General features: G+C 72.2%; 17 protein-coding genes. 16 read left to right on the forward strand and 1 reads right to left on the reverse strand.

Annotated elements, in window-relative coordinates; all coding sequences use genetic code 11:
* Positions 1–150: 150 nt before the first annotated feature.
* The 4 genes from ACFVHB_RS10050 to ACFVHB_RS10065 all read left to right on the forward strand — a co-directional run bounded on the left by ACFVHB_RS10050 (position 151) and on the right by ACFVHB_RS10065 (position 3162).
* The gene (locus ACFVHB_RS10050) at positions 151–990 is read left to right on the forward strand and encodes a universal stress protein (RefSeq protein ID WP_380318011.1); all 840 of its coding nucleotides are present in this window, start codon (positions 151–153) and stop codon (positions 988–990) included.
* 353 nt (positions 991–1343) lie between these two features.
* The gene (locus tag ACFVHB_RS10055) at positions 1344–1871 is read left to right on the forward strand and encodes a hypothetical protein (RefSeq protein WP_380318014.1); all 528 of its coding nucleotides are present in this window, start codon (positions 1344–1346) and stop codon (positions 1869–1871) included.
* Positions 1868–2938, forward strand: a complete 1071-nt coding sequence (locus ACFVHB_RS10060; protein ID WP_380318017.1) for a cytochrome bc complex cytochrome b subunit — start codon at positions 1868–1870, stop codon at positions 2936–2938. The genes ACFVHB_RS10055 and ACFVHB_RS10060 overlap by 4 nt, the downstream gene beginning before the upstream one ends.
* 53 nt (positions 2939–2991) lie before the next feature.
* On the forward strand, positions 2992–3162 hold the full coding sequence (locus ACFVHB_RS10065) for a hypothetical protein (RefSeq protein ID WP_380318020.1): 171 nt from the start codon (positions 2992–2994) through the stop codon (positions 3160–3162).
* A gap of 28 nt (positions 3163–3190) precedes the next feature.
* On the opposite strand, the gene ACFVHB_RS10070 is transcribed toward ACFVHB_RS10065, so the two are convergent.
* Positions 3191–5914: a heavy metal translocating P-type ATPase gene (locus ACFVHB_RS10070; RefSeq protein ID WP_380318023.1), complete on the reverse strand. Its 2724-nt coding sequence runs from the start codon at positions 5912–5914 to the stop codon at positions 3191–3193.
* A gap of 195 nt (positions 5915–6109) precedes the next feature.
* Between ACFVHB_RS10070 and ACFVHB_RS10075 the strand changes: the two genes are divergently transcribed.
* From ACFVHB_RS10075 to acsA, 12 genes are all read left to right on the forward strand, one after another.
* Positions 6110–6385 (forward strand): SHOCT domain-containing protein, encoded by a 276-nt coding sequence (locus tag ACFVHB_RS10075; RefSeq protein WP_380318247.1) that lies wholly within the window; start codon positions 6110–6112, stop codon positions 6383–6385.
* A 49-nt stretch (positions 6386–6434) separates the two neighbouring features.
* Positions 6435–6683: a DUF2933 domain-containing protein gene (locus ACFVHB_RS10080; RefSeq protein ID WP_380318026.1), complete on the forward strand. Its 249-nt coding sequence runs from the start codon at positions 6435–6437 to the stop codon at positions 6681–6683.
* Between the two features lie 10 nt (positions 6684–6693).
* Positions 6694–6963 carry a hypothetical protein gene (locus ACFVHB_RS10085; RefSeq protein ID WP_380318029.1) on the forward strand — a complete coding sequence of 90 codons (270 nt, stop codon included), beginning with the start codon at positions 6694–6696 and terminating at the stop codon, positions 6961–6963.
* A 5-nt stretch (positions 6964–6968) separates the two neighbouring features.
* A complete protein-coding gene (locus ACFVHB_RS10090) occupies positions 6969–7679 on the forward strand; it encodes a methyltransferase family protein (RefSeq protein WP_380318032.1) in 711 nt (236 codons plus the stop codon).
* Positions 7679–7801, forward strand: coding sequence for a hypothetical protein (locus tag ACFVHB_RS10095; RefSeq protein ID WP_380318035.1), 123 nt, complete (start codon positions 7679–7681; stop codon positions 7799–7801). The genes ACFVHB_RS10090 and ACFVHB_RS10095 overlap by 1 nt, the downstream gene beginning before the upstream one ends.
* Positions 7802–7808: 7 nt before the next feature.
* A complete protein-coding gene (locus ACFVHB_RS10100; protein ID WP_380318037.1) occupies positions 7809–8123 on the forward strand; it encodes a hypothetical protein in 315 nt (104 codons plus the stop codon).
* Positions 8124–8207: 84 nt separating this feature from the next.
* The gene (locus tag ACFVHB_RS10105) at positions 8208–8987 is read left to right on the forward strand and encodes a PspA/IM30 family protein (RefSeq protein ID WP_380318040.1); all 780 of its coding nucleotides are present in this window, start codon (positions 8208–8210) and stop codon (positions 8985–8987) included.
* Entirely contained in the window at positions 8984–9262 is a 279-nt protein-coding gene (locus ACFVHB_RS10110; RefSeq protein WP_380318042.1) for a hypothetical protein, read from the forward strand. Before ACFVHB_RS10105 ends, ACFVHB_RS10110 begins: the two co-directional genes overlap by 4 nt.
* Positions 9263–9434: 172 nt before the next feature.
* Entirely contained in the window at positions 9435–10103 is a 669-nt protein-coding gene (locus ACFVHB_RS10115; protein WP_380318045.1) for an ATP-binding cassette domain-containing protein, read from the forward strand.
* A complete protein-coding gene (locus tag ACFVHB_RS10120; RefSeq protein ID WP_380318048.1) occupies positions 10100–11623 on the forward strand; it encodes an ABC transporter permease in 1524 nt (507 codons plus the stop codon). The genes ACFVHB_RS10115 and ACFVHB_RS10120 overlap by 4 nt, the downstream gene beginning before the upstream one ends.
* Before the next feature lie 648 nt (positions 11624–12271).
* Positions 12272–12952, forward strand: coding sequence for a CBS domain-containing protein (locus ACFVHB_RS10125; RefSeq protein WP_380318051.1), 681 nt, complete (start codon positions 12272–12274; stop codon positions 12950–12952).
* 276 nt (positions 12953–13228) lie between these two features.
* Entirely contained in the window at positions 13229–14953 is a 1725-nt protein-coding gene (gene acsA, locus ACFVHB_RS10130; protein WP_380318054.1) for an acetate--CoA ligase, read from the forward strand.
* Positions 14954–14971 lie beyond the last annotated feature (18 nt).

Genomic DNA, 14971 nt, shown 5'->3' on the forward strand with positions numbered 1-14971 from the left:
CCACGGATCACGGGAGTCCGCGGCGCGGTAGGTGTACTGCCCAGGCGCATCCGGCCCACCCGGTCGGGGCCACTCGGCCCTGCCGCCGACGGCGCCCCTGCCCGTAGCGTGCCGGTTGGGGGGCATGACAAGACTCCGGCTGGAGGAGCGATGACAAGCCCCAGCAGGTCCCGTCCCGTCGTCGTCGGTGTGGACACCCGGGACAGCGCGCAGTCGGCCCTCGCCTGGGCCGCCGACGAGGCGGAGCGCCGCGGGGCGCAGCTGCGGCTGGTGCACGCGGAGCCGCCGACCCACCGCAGGCCGCAAGGCACCGGCCACCGGGCGCTCGATGAGGCCGCCGCCTTCCTCTCCCGTCGGAATCCCGGTCTCGACATCGCGCTCGTGTTGGAGGACGAGGGCTCCCCCGCCCGGGTACTCTGCCACCACTCGCGCGGTGCGCGCCTGATCGTCCTCGGCTCGCGGCGGCTCAACCGGATCGAGGAGTTCCTGAGCGCGAACTCGGTGGCCGTTCCGGTCAGCGCCCAGGCTGCCTGTCCGGTGGTCGTGGTGCTGGCGCCCGAAAGCGCCGCAGAGCCGACGCCGTACCTCGTCGTCGGCGTCGACGGCAGCCCGGCCTCCCACGCCGCCCTGGCGCACGCCTTCGAGACCGCCGCAACGCGTGACGCGGACGTGCTGGCACTGTGGGTCTGGCAGCCGTCATTGCTGGAGTCCACGGACGAGGTCGTCGTGCTTCAGAAGTGTCGCCGGCTGCTCTTCGAGGCGGTGACCGAGCATGCCGCGACGTACCCGGACGTCGCGGTGACCCGCCAGGTGGTGCGCGGGCACCCCGTCGAGGAGTTGGCGAAGGCCTCGGAGGACGCGTTGGCGGTCGTCGTCGGACGGCGCGGCCGAGGCGGGTTCACCGGGATGCGGCTCGGGTCCGTCCCGCACGGCCTCCTGCATCGCGCCCACTGCCCGGTCATCACCGTGCCCGCACCTGACGCCGACTGAGGCACCTGACGTTCGCCCGCTCGCTGCTGGGCTCGGTGAGATCGCTTCGGTGCTCGGACCGAAGCGCCCTGCTGGGGATCGGCCAACTCGGTGAGGATGGCCCGCTCCACCTGCCCTCCGGGCTGGTTGTCGCGGCGCTGCGGGGCCCGCGGGAGGCGGTGGAGTCGGTCGCAGGCTGGACAAGCTGGGCTGGCCGGCGGGGACGGCGGTGGGCCGTTCGGAGGACCCTCGGCGTGTGGCGGTGCCGGGCGCTGCTGTTGGCCGCCGACACTGAGGGCGGTCCCGCAGTGCCGTCCGCGGGACCGCGTGTCCGTCTGAGCCGGAGGTGTGTGGTGGGCCGTCACGGCAACCGCGTGGCGGTATGCATCGCCGCGGCCGTGCTGTCGGTACTGGCAGGGGCTGGCCCCGCGCGGGCGCATGGCAACGAGAGTGACCAGGCGGCGGTGCTGGTGGAGCAGGCCATCGCGCTGATCGCCAACGACGCCGGTGCGGACCGGGTCGCCGAGCGGCTCCACGACGCGTCCGAGGCTCCGGACCAGATGGGTGTGGACGCGGCCAAGGTGCAGGCCGCGATGGAGCTGGCGGAGCAGCCGGGTGCGGGCGCGGCGGAGCTGGCGCAGGTCCGTGGTCTGCTGCTGGCTGCGGTGGGCGGACAGTTGGCGAGCCGTCCGACGGCCGGGCCGGCGGTGGGGAGTGAGACCGGCACGAGCGAGGTCCTGGACGAGTTCCGGCCGGCGAAAGGGGTGAGCAACGGCGGTGACGTGGCCCTGCTCGTGGTCTCGGTCGCCGTCCTGGTCGTGGGCTTGGTGCTGGCGCGGCGGTGGCGGCCCCCGCACACTCTGCGCCAACTCGAGCACGGCGACGAACAGGGGACGCGATGACGGCCGAACCGGAGGCTTCCGACAGCCCGGCGGCGCCGCGGACCGGCCGGTGGCGGCGGATGGTGGACGCGGTCGACGAGCGGATGGGGATCAAGGCGCTCGCCTACCCCGTCCCCGAGCACGCCAACAACCTGACCTGGAGTCTGGGCGGCGTCACCGCCGTCGCGTTCGTGATCCTCCTGGTCAGCGGGATCTACATCACGCAGTACTACACGCCGATTCCGGAGACGGCCAACCAGTCGGTGCGGGACCTGGTACTGCACGCGTGGATCGGTTCCTTCGCCAGGTCACTGCACTTCTGGGCGGCGCAGGCGATGTTCGTCAGTGCGCTGCTGCACCTGCTGCGGGTCTTCGTGCACGCCTCGTACAAGCGTCCGCGTGAGGGCAACTGGGTGGTCGGCACCCTGATGTTCCTGCTGACCTACCTCGCGCTGTTCACCGGCACCGTCCTGAAGTGGGATCAGGAGGGCTTCGAGGCACTCGCCCACAACCTGGACGTCGCCAAGCTGCTCGGCGGGCTGGGCATCTGGTTCACCACCAAGCTGACCGAGCGGGTGCCGATCCTGCTGCGGCTGTTCAACGCCCACGTGGTGATCATCCCGGGGCTGATCCTGGTGCTGTTCGTTCTCCACGCACTACTGGTGAAGCGGCACCGGATCTCCTCGCACCCCGAGATCCCGGCCACGGGCCTGGAGGTGTCCGAGCCGTTCACCGCGCACCTGAAGCGGGTCGCCGCCTTCGGCCTGGTCCTGGTCGGCGCCCTGGGCATCCTGGCCGTGCTCGTGCCGCCGGTGATCGGCCCCACGCCGGTGGACGGGATCGAGATCACCCGGCCGCCGTGGATGTTCTGGTGGTTCTTCCCGTTCGAGGAGTGGTTCGGCGTCACCTCGATCGCGGTCGTCATCTTCGCGCTGTTCGCCCTGATCCTGCTGGTGCCGTTCCTCGACCGCAGCCCGCGTCGCCGCTGGCAGGAGCGCAAGGTCGCCATGGGTATCGCGCTGGGGATCCTGCTGGCAATCACCGCGATCACCGTCGAGGTATGGATCAACAACCCCAAGGGCCACTGATGGACGGCGCCACGACGGCACGCGCCCGACGGTGGTTCTGGACGCTGATCACCGTGGCGATCCTCTCGAGCGGAGCCGTCTACCAGGGCATGCAGGCAGCTCGGGCCACGTACGGCGCCCTACTCGTGGGCGTCGGCGTCCCGCTCCTCGCGGCCTCAAGTGTGCAGGCCGCCCGGATCTGGCTCGCCCTGGCCGGCCCACCACGACGGCGGCGCAGACCGTAGGCCCCGTCACCGGCGCAAGCCCACGGATTCAACGCGCCTCCTGTCCGCCGTAACGGGCGGGCTCCGCGTCGAAGGCGGCGGCGCAGCCCGCCGAGCAGAAGTAGAGGACCCCGGCGGGGGTGTCACGGGTCTCGGCCGCATCCTCGGGGGCGAGGGTCATGCCGCACACGGGGTCGGTGACCGTCTCGGCCTCGGGCTGAGCGGTGGCGGCGTGTTCGTCGGGTACTTCCACGCGGGGCTCGGCCGGGGCCGGGGTGGCGGCGGGCAGGGGTTCGGGGTGCCAGCGGCGCAGCCGGTTGGAGTTGGTGACGACGGAGAGGGAGGACAGAGCCATCGCGGCGGCGGCGATGATCGGGCTGAGTCGGATGCCCCACAGCGGGTAGAGGACGCCGGCGGCGACGGGGATGCCGACGGCGTTGTAGACGAGGGCGAAGAACAGGTTCTGGCGGATGTTTCGCATGGTGGCGCGGGACAACTGGATCGCGGTGACCACGCCCGCGAGGGAACCGGAGATGAGGGTGACGTCGGCGGCCTCGATCGCCACGTCGGTGCCGGTGCCGATGGCGAGGCCCACGTCGGCGGCGGCCAGGGCGGGGGCGTCGTTGATGCCGTCGCCGACCATGCCGACCGTGCGGCCTTCGGCCTGCAGGCGGCGGACCTCGTCCGCCTTGTGCTCGGGCAGGACCTCCGCCAGCACCCGGGCGATGCCGACCTCGCTTGCGATGGCGCCGGCGGTGCGCCGGTTGTCACCGGTCAGCATCACCACGTCGACGCCCAGCTGCTGGAGGGCGGCAACGGCCTGGGTCGAGTCCGGCTTGACGGTGTCGGCGACGGCCAGCACCCCGGCGGGCCGGCCGTCGACCGCCGCGAGCACCGGCGTCCGACCCACCGCGGAGAGCTCGGCGGCACCCTCCTCCAACGCGGTGGTGTCGATGCCGACGTCGGCCAGCAGCCGCCGACTGCCGACCAGAACGGTGTGCCCGTCGACGGTGGCCTGGACGCCCTTGCCGGTGATTGAGTCGAAGACAGTGGCCTCGGGGACGGTCAGCCCGCGTTCGCGGGCGCCCGCGACGATCGCGGCGGCCAGCGGATGCTCGCTCGGGGACTCCGCTCCCGCGACCAGCCGCAGCAGCTCCGTCGCGTCGAGGTCGCCGATCGGGCGGAGGTCAGTGAGGACGGGGGTGCCGGCCGTGACGGTGCCGGTCTTGTCCAGGACAACGGTGTCGAGCTTGTGCGCGCTCTCCAGTGCCTCGGCGGAGCGGATCAGGATACCCGCCTGGGCGCCCTTGCCGGTGCCGACCATGATCGACAGCGGGGTGGCCAGGCCGAGCGCGCACGGGCAGGCGATGATCAGCACCGCGACCGCCGACACCAACGCCAGGGTGAACGCCGGCGACGGCCCGACGGTGAACCAGATCGCGAACGTGGCGATCGCGATCGCGACCACGGCCGGTACGAAGTAGGCGGAGACGGCGTCGGCGAGCCGCTGGATCGGGGCCTTGGACGCCTGGGCCTGCCGGACGAGGCGGATGATCTGCGCGAGCATCGTGTCGGCGCCGACCTTGCTCGCCCGGACGCGCAGCGACCCGGTGCCGTTGACGGTCGCGCCGATCACCGTGTCCCCGGAGTGCTTGGTGACGTGCATCGGCTCGCCGGTGACCATGGACTCGTCCACCGCCGACGAACCCGAGACCACCTCCGCGTCCACCGGGACCTTCTCACCCGGCCGGATCACCACCTCGTCGCCGACCACCACGTCCTCGATGGGGAGCTCCATTTCGGTGCCGTCCCGGATGACGCGGGCGGTGCGGGCCTGGAGGCCGAGCAGGGCGCGGATCGCCTCACCGGTGCCGGCTTTCGCCCTCGCCTCCAGGAGGCGGCCGAGAAGGATCAGGGTGAGGATCACTCCGACCGCCTCGAAGTAGACCTCCCGCACCTCGGAGGGCAGGAGGCCGGGGGCGAGGGTGACCAGCAGGCTGTAGCCGTAGGCGGCGCTGGTGCCGAGTGTGATCAGTGAGTTCATGTCGGCGCCGCGGTGGGCGAGGGTGAGCCAGCCGATCCGGTGGATGGGCCAGCCGGTGTAGAACATCACCGGGGTGATCAGCGCCAGCTGCCACCAGTGGTTCAGCATCCAGCCGGGCACCCAGTCGGCGCCGAACAGCTCGTGCGCCATCACCGCGAACAGGACCGGCGCCGTCAGCACCGCACCGACCGCCACCCGCCGCGTCAGGTCCCGGATCTCCGCCTGCCGCTCCGCTGCCTCGGCGTCTTCTCCCTCGGCGGAGTCGACCGGGCCCGGTGTCGTCCCGGGTTCGCGGAGCTCCGTACCCGTGCCGGCACCGTCCTCCCGGCCGCCGCCGTCGTGGCCACCCTCGCCGTCGGGCTCGATCAGGAGGGTGCCGTGGATCATGTTCATCCCGCAGGCGAAGCCGAACCGACCCGCGTCGGTGGGCAGGAAGGACACCGTGGTGCGCCGGTACGCGGGCAGTGCCGCACTGACCCGCAGGTCCGGGAAGACCACGCGCGAAGTGCACTCCCCGCTCTCCTGCCGGTCGAAGACAAGCTCTGCGGGCACCCCCTGGCGCAACCGGATCACGTCCGGTCGGTAGCCTCCGCGCACCGTCACGTCCACCCGCTGCACCCGGCCCTCCAGACGCGCCGCCTGGGCGCGGCGCGGCCCGAAGAAGAACCAGCCCAAGGCACCGATCAGCACGGCGGCAGCCACCACGACCACCAGATCGGCGACACCCATGACGCCACCTCCCACTCGCGGTCCGTCCTTCCACTGTCCCCCCGCCCTACCCCCGGGAGGTAGGGGTCCGTCGGCTGGTCGGCAGGGACCGAACGGCCCATGCCGAAGCCGCCCGGGTGGAGGAGTGTCGAAAGTGGGGGCCGGTCCCGTGAGATACCGGACGGACCGACCACGAGCCACTGGGAGGTGTCCGAGATGATGTACTGGCACGACGGCGGTATGAGCGGCTGGGGCTGGTTCGGGATGAGCCTTGGCATGCTGCTGTTCATCGCGCTGCTCGTCATCGGCGGCGTCCTGCTCTTCCGGTCTCTGGACCGGACGACCACCCACCTCGCGCCACCGGCCCCGCCGACCGCTCCCGGCCCGACCCCGCCCGAGCAGCTGCTCGCCGAACGGTTCGCCCGCGGCGAGATCGACGACCAGGAGTACCGCAAGCGGCTCGCCGCCCTGCGCGACACCGCACACCCATGAGCCCGCGCGCCGGAAACGGTGTCAAGGCTCCTCGACCCGGGAGCCTGCCATGAAGAACAACCGGAACTACGGCCTGTACGCCATCGCGGCCGCCATTGCCTTCGTCGGCGCCCTCGCCCTCGGTGTGCCCGTCGGCACCCTCGCCCTGCTCGGCATCGTCGCCGTCTGCCCGCTGATGATGTTCTTCATGATGCGCGGCATGCACGGCATGGGCGACGACGACCAGCACCGCCACAACACCAACGATCGCGACCCGTTCCCCAAGGACGACCACCGCGACCACCCCGCCCACCGGTGAGGTGAACACCGTGGCCGCCGTCATCGGGATCATCGCCGCCGCGATCACCCTCGCGGCCGCGACCTACGACGCGGCCCGCCTCATCAGCCCCGACGAGCCCCGCCGTCCGCCACTCGCGCGCCTGCGCGGGCGGCGCGCCGCCCTGGAAGCCACCGAGACCTGGCGCACCGGGCTGCGGATCCACGGCCGCATCGACCAGGCGGCCTACCAGCAGCGCATGGCCGACCTCGCCCACGGCCACCGTACCCACCACGCACCGGCGACTCCCGCGAGGAGGTGACGGTCATGGACGACGCGGCGTACGGACTGTGGCCGCTGGTGATCCTCAACACCGCCCTGTTCGTGGTCTTCGCCGCAAGCTTCTTCCACCCCCAAAGCCGCCGGGACTGGCGTGCGATGGGCGCCTACAGCGCGTTCCTCGTCGCTCTGTTCACCGAGATGTACGGCATCCCGCTCACCATCTACCTGCTCGGCAGCTGGCTCGGCTCCACCTTCCCGCTGCTCAAGGACACCCATGCCGGCGGCCACCTGTGGAACGACCTGATCGGCTGGACGGGTGACCCGCACCTGAGCCCCTTCCATCTCGCCTCCTACATCGCAATCGGCGCCGGATTCTGGCTGCTCGCCGCAGCCTGGCGCGTCCTGCACGCCGCCGCCCAGCAGCGCAGCCTTGCCACCACCGGCCCGTACGCGAGGGTCCGCCACCCGCAGTACGACGGGTTCCTGCTCATCATGATCGGCTTTCTGCTGCAGTGGCCCACCATCCCCACCCTCGCCATGTTCCCGATCCTCGTATACGTCTACATCCGCCTCGCCCGCAGCGAGGAACGCGAAGTTGCCGCCGAGTTCAGCGACGCCTGGACGGCCTACGCCGCCCGTACTCCCGCCTTCTGGCCCCGTATGCGCCACGGCCGCCCGCAGTCGCCCCGCGAGGCCGACCGTAACCGGATCACGTCGGACCGCTCGAACCGGCCCCACACCACCGGGAGGATCTGATGCCCGGCCTGCCCGGCTACGCACAAGCCGCGATCGTCTTCGGGGTCATCCTCGGCATCGCCGTCCTGCTCGCATTCCTCGCCCACGCCGACCGCACCCGGCGCGGCCCACGATCCAGGTGACCGGGCCATGAACGGAATCCTGGTGTCCTCCTGGGCCCTCACCGGTCTCCAGGCCGCCGCCGTCGTCGCCACGGGCCGTCACCTGCACCGGCGCAGCCTCGGCCCTGTTGCGGGATTCTCCAGTGCGGTCCGCCGCAGCGCCGCGGTGCTGGTGCTCGCCTGCGTGCTTCCCGTTCCCGCTCTGATCGCAGCCGGCGCGCCTGCGGCCACGTGGGCCCTGTGGGGTGCCGGCTACCTCGCCGCCGCCCTCGTGTACGCCTTGGCCGACGCCGCGCGCGACGGCCTCGGGGCGCGGAAGGTGGAACCGGAAGCACAAGCGTGAACGGCCGGCCCCGCCGCCGGCGCGGTGGCAGACAGGCGGCTCCGGTGGATGCCGCCCCGGAGAACGTGAAGGAGGCGGACCGCGATGACGGGCATCATGCACCGTATCGCCGACCTGTTCAGGCTCAAGGTGGGCAAGGCCCTGGACCGCGCGGAGGACCCGCGCGAGGTCCTGGACTACTCCTACGAGAAACAGCTCGACCTGGTGCAGAAGGTCCGGCGCGGACTGGCGGACGTGGCGACCAGCCGCAAGCGCATCGAACTGCAACTCACCCAGCTGAACCAGTCCTCCACCAAACTGGAGGGCCAAGCCCGGCAGGCACTGGCGACCGGGCGCGAGGACCTCGCCCGTGAGGCCCTGTCCCGGCGGGCCGCCGTGACCTCCCAGATCACCGACCTGCAAACCCAGCAGGCGTCACTCCAGGCGGAGGAGGAGAAGCTCACGCTGGCCTCCCAGCGGCTGCAGGAGAAGGTGGACGCGTTCCGCACCCGCAAGGAGACGATCAAGGCGAGCTACACGGCGGCCGAGGCCCAGACCCGCATCAGTGAGGCCGTCACCGGCATCTCCGAGGAGATGGGCGACGTCGGCACAGCCATGCAGCGCGCTCAGGACAAGACGGAGCAGTTGCAGGCCCGGGCCGAGGCGCTGGACGAGCTGATGGCCTCCGGCGCGCTGGAGGACGCCACCCTGCCCGCCGGGCGCGACGACATCCAGGCCCAGCTCGACGCGGCGAGTGCGGGCCACGACATCGAGGCCGACCTGGCCCGGATGAAGGCCCAGCTGTCCGCCGGGTCCGCCGAAGCGCCGGCCCTCGGGACCGGCGAACCCGCCACCGCGCCCGAAGAAAGGCCGGCCACGTCATGATCGTGCGACTTCTCGGAGAAGGCCAGTACACCGTGGCCGACCAACACCTGGGAGAGCTCAACGAACTCGACTCCCGCCTGCAGGACGCCGTCGACGCCGGGGACGGGAGCGAGTTCGCCAACACGCTGCGGGACCTCCTGGCCGCCGTGCGCCGCCTCGGGACCCCACTGCCCGCAGACGCCCTCACGCCCTCCGAACTGGTCCTGCCGGATGAGGACATGAGCCTCGCGCAGGTGAGCGCGCTGCTCGGCGACGAGGGCCTGATCCCGGGGTGACGGCGATGTGCGGCCTCCCGAAGCTTGCGGCCACGGGGCACCAGCCGCCCGGTTGGCGGGGCAACCGGCCCTCTGCCCGGCCCGCCATCCGGATGCCGACCGCCCCTCACCTGCTCGCCCTGTTCATCGCGGTGCCGATCGCGGTCACGGCGGAGCGGCTCGGCGATCCGGCATGAGCACACCACCGTCGGCCGGCACCGGGCGCACCCGCCCGGTGCTGCACGCTGCGGGGATCGAGAAGGCCTACCCGCGCGGCCTGTGGCCCCACCGCCGCCGGACGCCGGTTCTGCGCGGAGTGGACCTGTCCCTGTCCGGCGGTGAAGTGGTAGGCCTGGTCGGGGAGAACGGCTCCGGCAAGAGCACCCTGATGAAGATCCTCGTCGGTGCCCTCGCCGCCGACACCGGCACCGTCGACTACGTCGGACGCCTCGGCTACTGCCCGCAGGAACCCGTCCTGTACGAACGCCTCACCTGCGACGAGCACTTCGAACTCTACGGCCACGCCTACGCCATGCCCGCCGACGCCGAACGCACCGCCCGCCGCGAGCTGTACGAGGCGCTCGGGTTCGAGCGCTACGCCGCCACCCGCGCCGACCGACTCTCCGGCGGCACCCTCGCCAAGCTCAACCTCGGCCTGGCCCTCCTCGCCGACCCCGAGGTCCTGCTGCTCGACGAGCCGTACGCCGGCTTCGACTTCGACACCTACCTGCGCTTCTGGGACCTGGTCGCCGAACGCCGCCACAGTGGCCGAACCGTCCTGATCATCAGCCACTTCGTCACCGACCAGGAACGCTTCGACCGCATCGTCCACCTGCGCGACGGCAAGGCGGTACCCGGATGACCACCACCGCCGTGCTCACGCGCCGCTACCTCGCCGAGGCCGCCCGAACCCCCACCAACCTCCTCATCCTGGTCCTCGTCCCGGTGGTCTTCGTCATCGTCGCCGCCAAGCCCATGGCGGACGCCGCCGAACTCCTCGGCGGCCCCGGCGCACCGGCCGTCCAGACCGCCACCGCCGGATGGGCCGCAGGGTTCATCGCCGCCAACGCCATGTACTTCCAGATCCGTGGCTCCCGCGACGCCGACCGCCGCCTCGTCCTGGCCGGACTGCCGACGTCGCGCCTGGTCGCCGCCCGCATGGCCACCGGCGGCGTACTCGCACTGACCGCCACCGCCGCGGCCCTGGCCGCACTCGCCGCCCGCACCAGCATCACCCAGCCCGGACGGGTGATCGCCGGGACGCTCATGTTCGCCGCGATCTACCTCGCCATCGGAGCCGTCATCGGAGCCCTCGTCCGCAACCCCGTCAACGGCACCGTCCTGGTCCTCTTCGTCTGGATCCTCGACGTCTTCTTCGGCCCTGCCCTCGGCGCCACCAGCCGCCCCGCCACCCGCATCCTGCCCACCCACTACCTCACCCTGTGGACCATCGACCTGCCCTCCGGCCACGCCGGACGCCCCGGCGACCTCGGCTGGGCCCTCGCCTGGACCTTCACCTCAGCCGCCACCGGCATCGCCGTCATCACCGCCACCACCCGACGCGCCCGCACCCGCCACGCCACCCGCTCCGGCTCCGCCCGCGACCAGACCGCCGCCGCCCTGCGCGCCGCCCTCCGCGAAGCCGGACGCAACCGCGTCCTGTGGGTCCTGCTCGTCATCGTGCCCGTGGTCTTCGTCCTGCTCGCCGTCGCCACCACCCCCCAGCAGAACACCACCCTCACCGTCCGCGAACACGGCCACACCGTCCTCCGGCAGTACTGGCTGCCCGACGTCCACGGCGGCACCATGGCCCCCATCGCCATCGCCTCCCTGGCCACCCTCGCCGGACTGTTCTCCGTCCTCGGCACCCGAACCGCCGACCAACGCCTCACCCTCGCCGGCCTGCACCCGCTACGCCTGCTGACCGCCCGCCTCACCGTCACCGCGCTGCTGGCCCTCGTCGCGACCGCCGCCTCCCTCACCGTCACCGCCACCGTCTTCGACGCCGAGCAGTGGCCCCTCTACATTGCCGCCAGCGCGCTGACCGCGCTCGTCTACGCCCTGATCGGCGCCCTCATCGGCCCCCTGTTCGGCCGCGTCGGGGGTGTCCTGATCGCCTTCCTCATCCCCTTCCTCGACCTCGGCATCGAACAGAGCCCGATGCTCCACGCCCAGCCACCCGCCTGGGCCCACGCCCTCCCCGGCTACGGCCCCGGCCGCGTCATCATCGACGCCGGCCTCACACCCACCTTCGACGAAACCGGCGCCCTCTTGACCGCCCTCGCCTGGCTCACCGCCCTCACAGCCGCCGCGCTGCTCTTGCTCCGCCGCCCGGCTGCACACAGCCCCCAGCCCCACCCATCGTCAGTGCCCCGGCGCTGAGCCACCCCATCTCGCGAGTGGGCAGTCGCTCGTCGGAGACCGGCCCGCCGCTGCCGGTCCATGAGATCGCCAAGCCCGGGCACGCCGCCGAGGTTCTGCTGGAGCAGGCACCCGCGGCGGATCAGTCGGTCGTCGGCAGCCGCGGACAAGGCTGGTTCGCAAGCACCCTGGTGGACTCGGCCGGTCAGCCCTGCCTCCGCGGCCCGGACCCGCCGGTGCACGCCCGGCGCGCCTGCAGCTGCCGCGCACTGTGCTCGCAGCGCGAGGTCGACCGGTGCCCCAGCGGCCCTGGCTGTGGGGCCGGTCGGCCCAGAGGTCCGGGCGAAGCGTCCATGCGACGCTGGACGTACCACCGGTACGAGGGGCCGCAGCAGCGCCTCGCACCACCGCAGCCGACCGCCCATCGCGGGACGGGGCAGAGGGAGCGATCCAATACGAGCGACCCAACCCCCGCTCCTGGACCAGCCACCATTCCTGTGCCCGCGCCAGGCTCGACGCCGTCGCTCCAGCACAGCCCACCTCGGCGTTTCCGACCTGCCTCCAGCCCGTGGGCGAGCCGCTCCCGCCTCGGCGGTTCGAGGCGCCGCCCCGCCGGATGCGGCCAGCCCCATGCCGAATCACCGTGCCCGCCCCGAGGAGGCTGACGCCATGCAGCACCGCACCGTTCAGGACGTCATGACCAGGGACGTGGTCACCGCCCGCCGCGAGGCCTCCGTCAAGGAGGTCGCCGAACTGCTCGACCGCCACGGCGTCACCGCCCTGCCGATCGTCGACGATTCCGGTCGCCCGATCGGCCTGGTCTCCGAGGGCGACCTGGTCCGCAAGGAGGCCGGCCAGCCGGAGGGCAGGTACCGGCCGCCTCGGATGGGCCTGGGCGACCGGCTGCGCGCCGACGCCGAGACCGCGGAGGGCATGATGAGCAGCCCCGTGGTGACCGCCCACCCGGACTGGAGCATCGTGCGGGCCGCGCGGGTGATGGACGCCCGGAAGGTGAAGCGCCTGCCGGTGGTGGACGGGACCGGCCGGCTCGTCGGCATCGTCAGCCGCCGCGATCTGCTCCGGCTCTTCCTACGGCCCGACCAGGACATCGAGCGCGAGATCACCGGAGACGTGCTCGGCGAGATGCTCTGGCTCACCCACGACGCCGTGCGGGTCAGCGTCGACGACGGCGTGGTCACCCTGACCGGAAAGGTGGGGCAGAAGAGCCTGCTGCCGATCGTGGAACGGCTGTGCGCGTCCGTCGACGGCGTGGTCGCCGTTCACCAACGACTCGAGTACGCCGTCGACGACACCCAGGGCACTGATCCGCCCGCCGGAGAACCCGCGTGACGACTTATGCAGAAGGACTCCGTCCGCATCTCTTCGATCCACGCCCCGAGGGCCGCCGGCTTGGTCGACATCGCCTTGGCGGCATCGCCCGGACGCTCAGGATCCGCCCGTCGGCCCGGATCCACCTTGGTGTCTCCTGCTCGCGGTGGTCCGAGGCGCGTCGCAGGATGGAGAAGGCGGGCCGCGGTCCGCGGCCCGGAGGGAGCATCCGTGGACAGTGAGCACCTTCTACCCCACACACCGGCAGCGGTTTCCGCCCCGGGCGCGGGGGCCCGGATGGGACACGACCCTGTCTGGCAGGAGGCGCGCGGCCTACTGGACGGCCTCCCGGGGCACCGGGGGCTGAACATCGCCCACGAGGCCGTGGACCGGCACGTCACGGCGGGACGGGGCGAGCGCGTCGCGCTTCGCTGCGTCGCCCCCGACCGCACGGTCACCTCGGTGACGTACGCCGAACTCGCCCTGCGCAGCAACCGCTTCGCCAACGGCCTACGGGTGCTCGGCGTCAGCCGGGGCGACCGGGTCGCCTCACTGCTCGGAAGGTGCCCCGAGCTGTACGCGTCGGTGCTCGGCACCCTGAAGAACACTTCGGTGTTCTGCCCGCTGTTCCCCGCCTTCGGGCCTGCCCCAGTCGAGGAACGGCTGCGACTCGGCGATGTCCGGGTCCTGGTCACGACGGAGGACCTCTTCCGCCGCAAGGTGGCGGACCGGCGGGAACACCTGCCGCGGCTGGAGCACGTCCTGATCGTGGGCCCGAGCTCGCAGGAACTGCCCGGCACCACGCCCTTCGAGGCCCTGACCGCAGGGGCCTCCGAGGAGTTCACGATCCCGGAGACCGGCCCCGGGGACATGGCGCTGCTGCACTTCACCAGCGGCACCACCGGTACCCCGAAGGGTGCGGTCCACGTGCACGAGGCGGTGGTCGCCCACCATGCGACCGCTGCCCTGGCCCTCGGTCTCCGTCCTGACGACGTGTTCTGGTGCACCGCCGACCCCGGCTGGGTCACCGGCACCTCGTACGGGATCATCGCGCCGCTCACCCACGGCGCGACCCTGGTGGTGGACGCGGGCGAGTACGAGGCGCGGCGCTGGTACGGCATCCTGGCCGAGGAGCGGGTGAACGTCTGGTACACCGCGCCGACCGCGATCCGGATGCTGATGCGGGTGAGCCCCCGCGGCCGACCGCCCGAACTGCCGCGCTCCTTCGACCTGTCGGCGCTGCGGTTCATCGCCAGCGTGGGCGAACCGCTCAACCCGGAGGCCGTCCGCTGGGGCGAGGAGATACTGGGCCTGCCGATCCACGACAACTGGTGGCAGACCGAGACCGGCTGCATCATGATCGCCAACACGGCCGGCGATCCGATCAAGCCGGGCTCGATGGGACGGCCGCTGCCCGGTGTGACGGCCGGGGTGCTGGAGCGGGGGCCGGACGGGCGCGCCAGGGTGACCGACGGCCGGGTCCAGGTACTGACGGAACCCGGCGCCGAGGGGGAGCTGGCGCTACGGCCCGGCTGGCCCTCGATGTTCCGCGGCTACCTCGGAGCAGAGGAGCGCTACCAGGCCTGCTTCGCCGACGGCTGGTACCTCACCGGGGACGTCGCCCGGCGCGACGCCGACGGCTACTACTGGTTCGTCGGCCGGGCGGACGACGTGATCAAGTCGGCCGGGCACCTGATCGGCCCGTTCGAGGTCGAGAGCACGCTGATGGAGCACCCGGCGGTGGCCGAGGCCGGGGTGATCGGCCGCCCGGACCCGGTCGCCGGTGAGATCGTCAAGGCCTTCGTCTCGCTCAAGCCCGGCTACGACCCCGGCACCGGCCTGGCGCGGGAGATCACCGCATTCGCCCGGCGACGGCTCGGGCCTGCCATCGCCCCCCGCGAGATCGCCTTCGACCAGCACCTTCCGAAGACCCGCAGCGGCAAGGTCATGCGGCGGCTGCTGCGGGCCCGGGAGCTGGGCCTACCCGAGGGCGATCTCTCGACCCTGGAGGACACGTCATGACCCGCCGGACCTCCGCGA

This window comes from Kitasatospora sp. NPDC127111 (genome assembly GCF_042677465.1).
In the GTDB taxonomy this organism is placed as follows: domain Bacteria; phylum Actinomycetota; class Actinomycetes; order Streptomycetales; family Streptomycetaceae; genus Kitasatospora.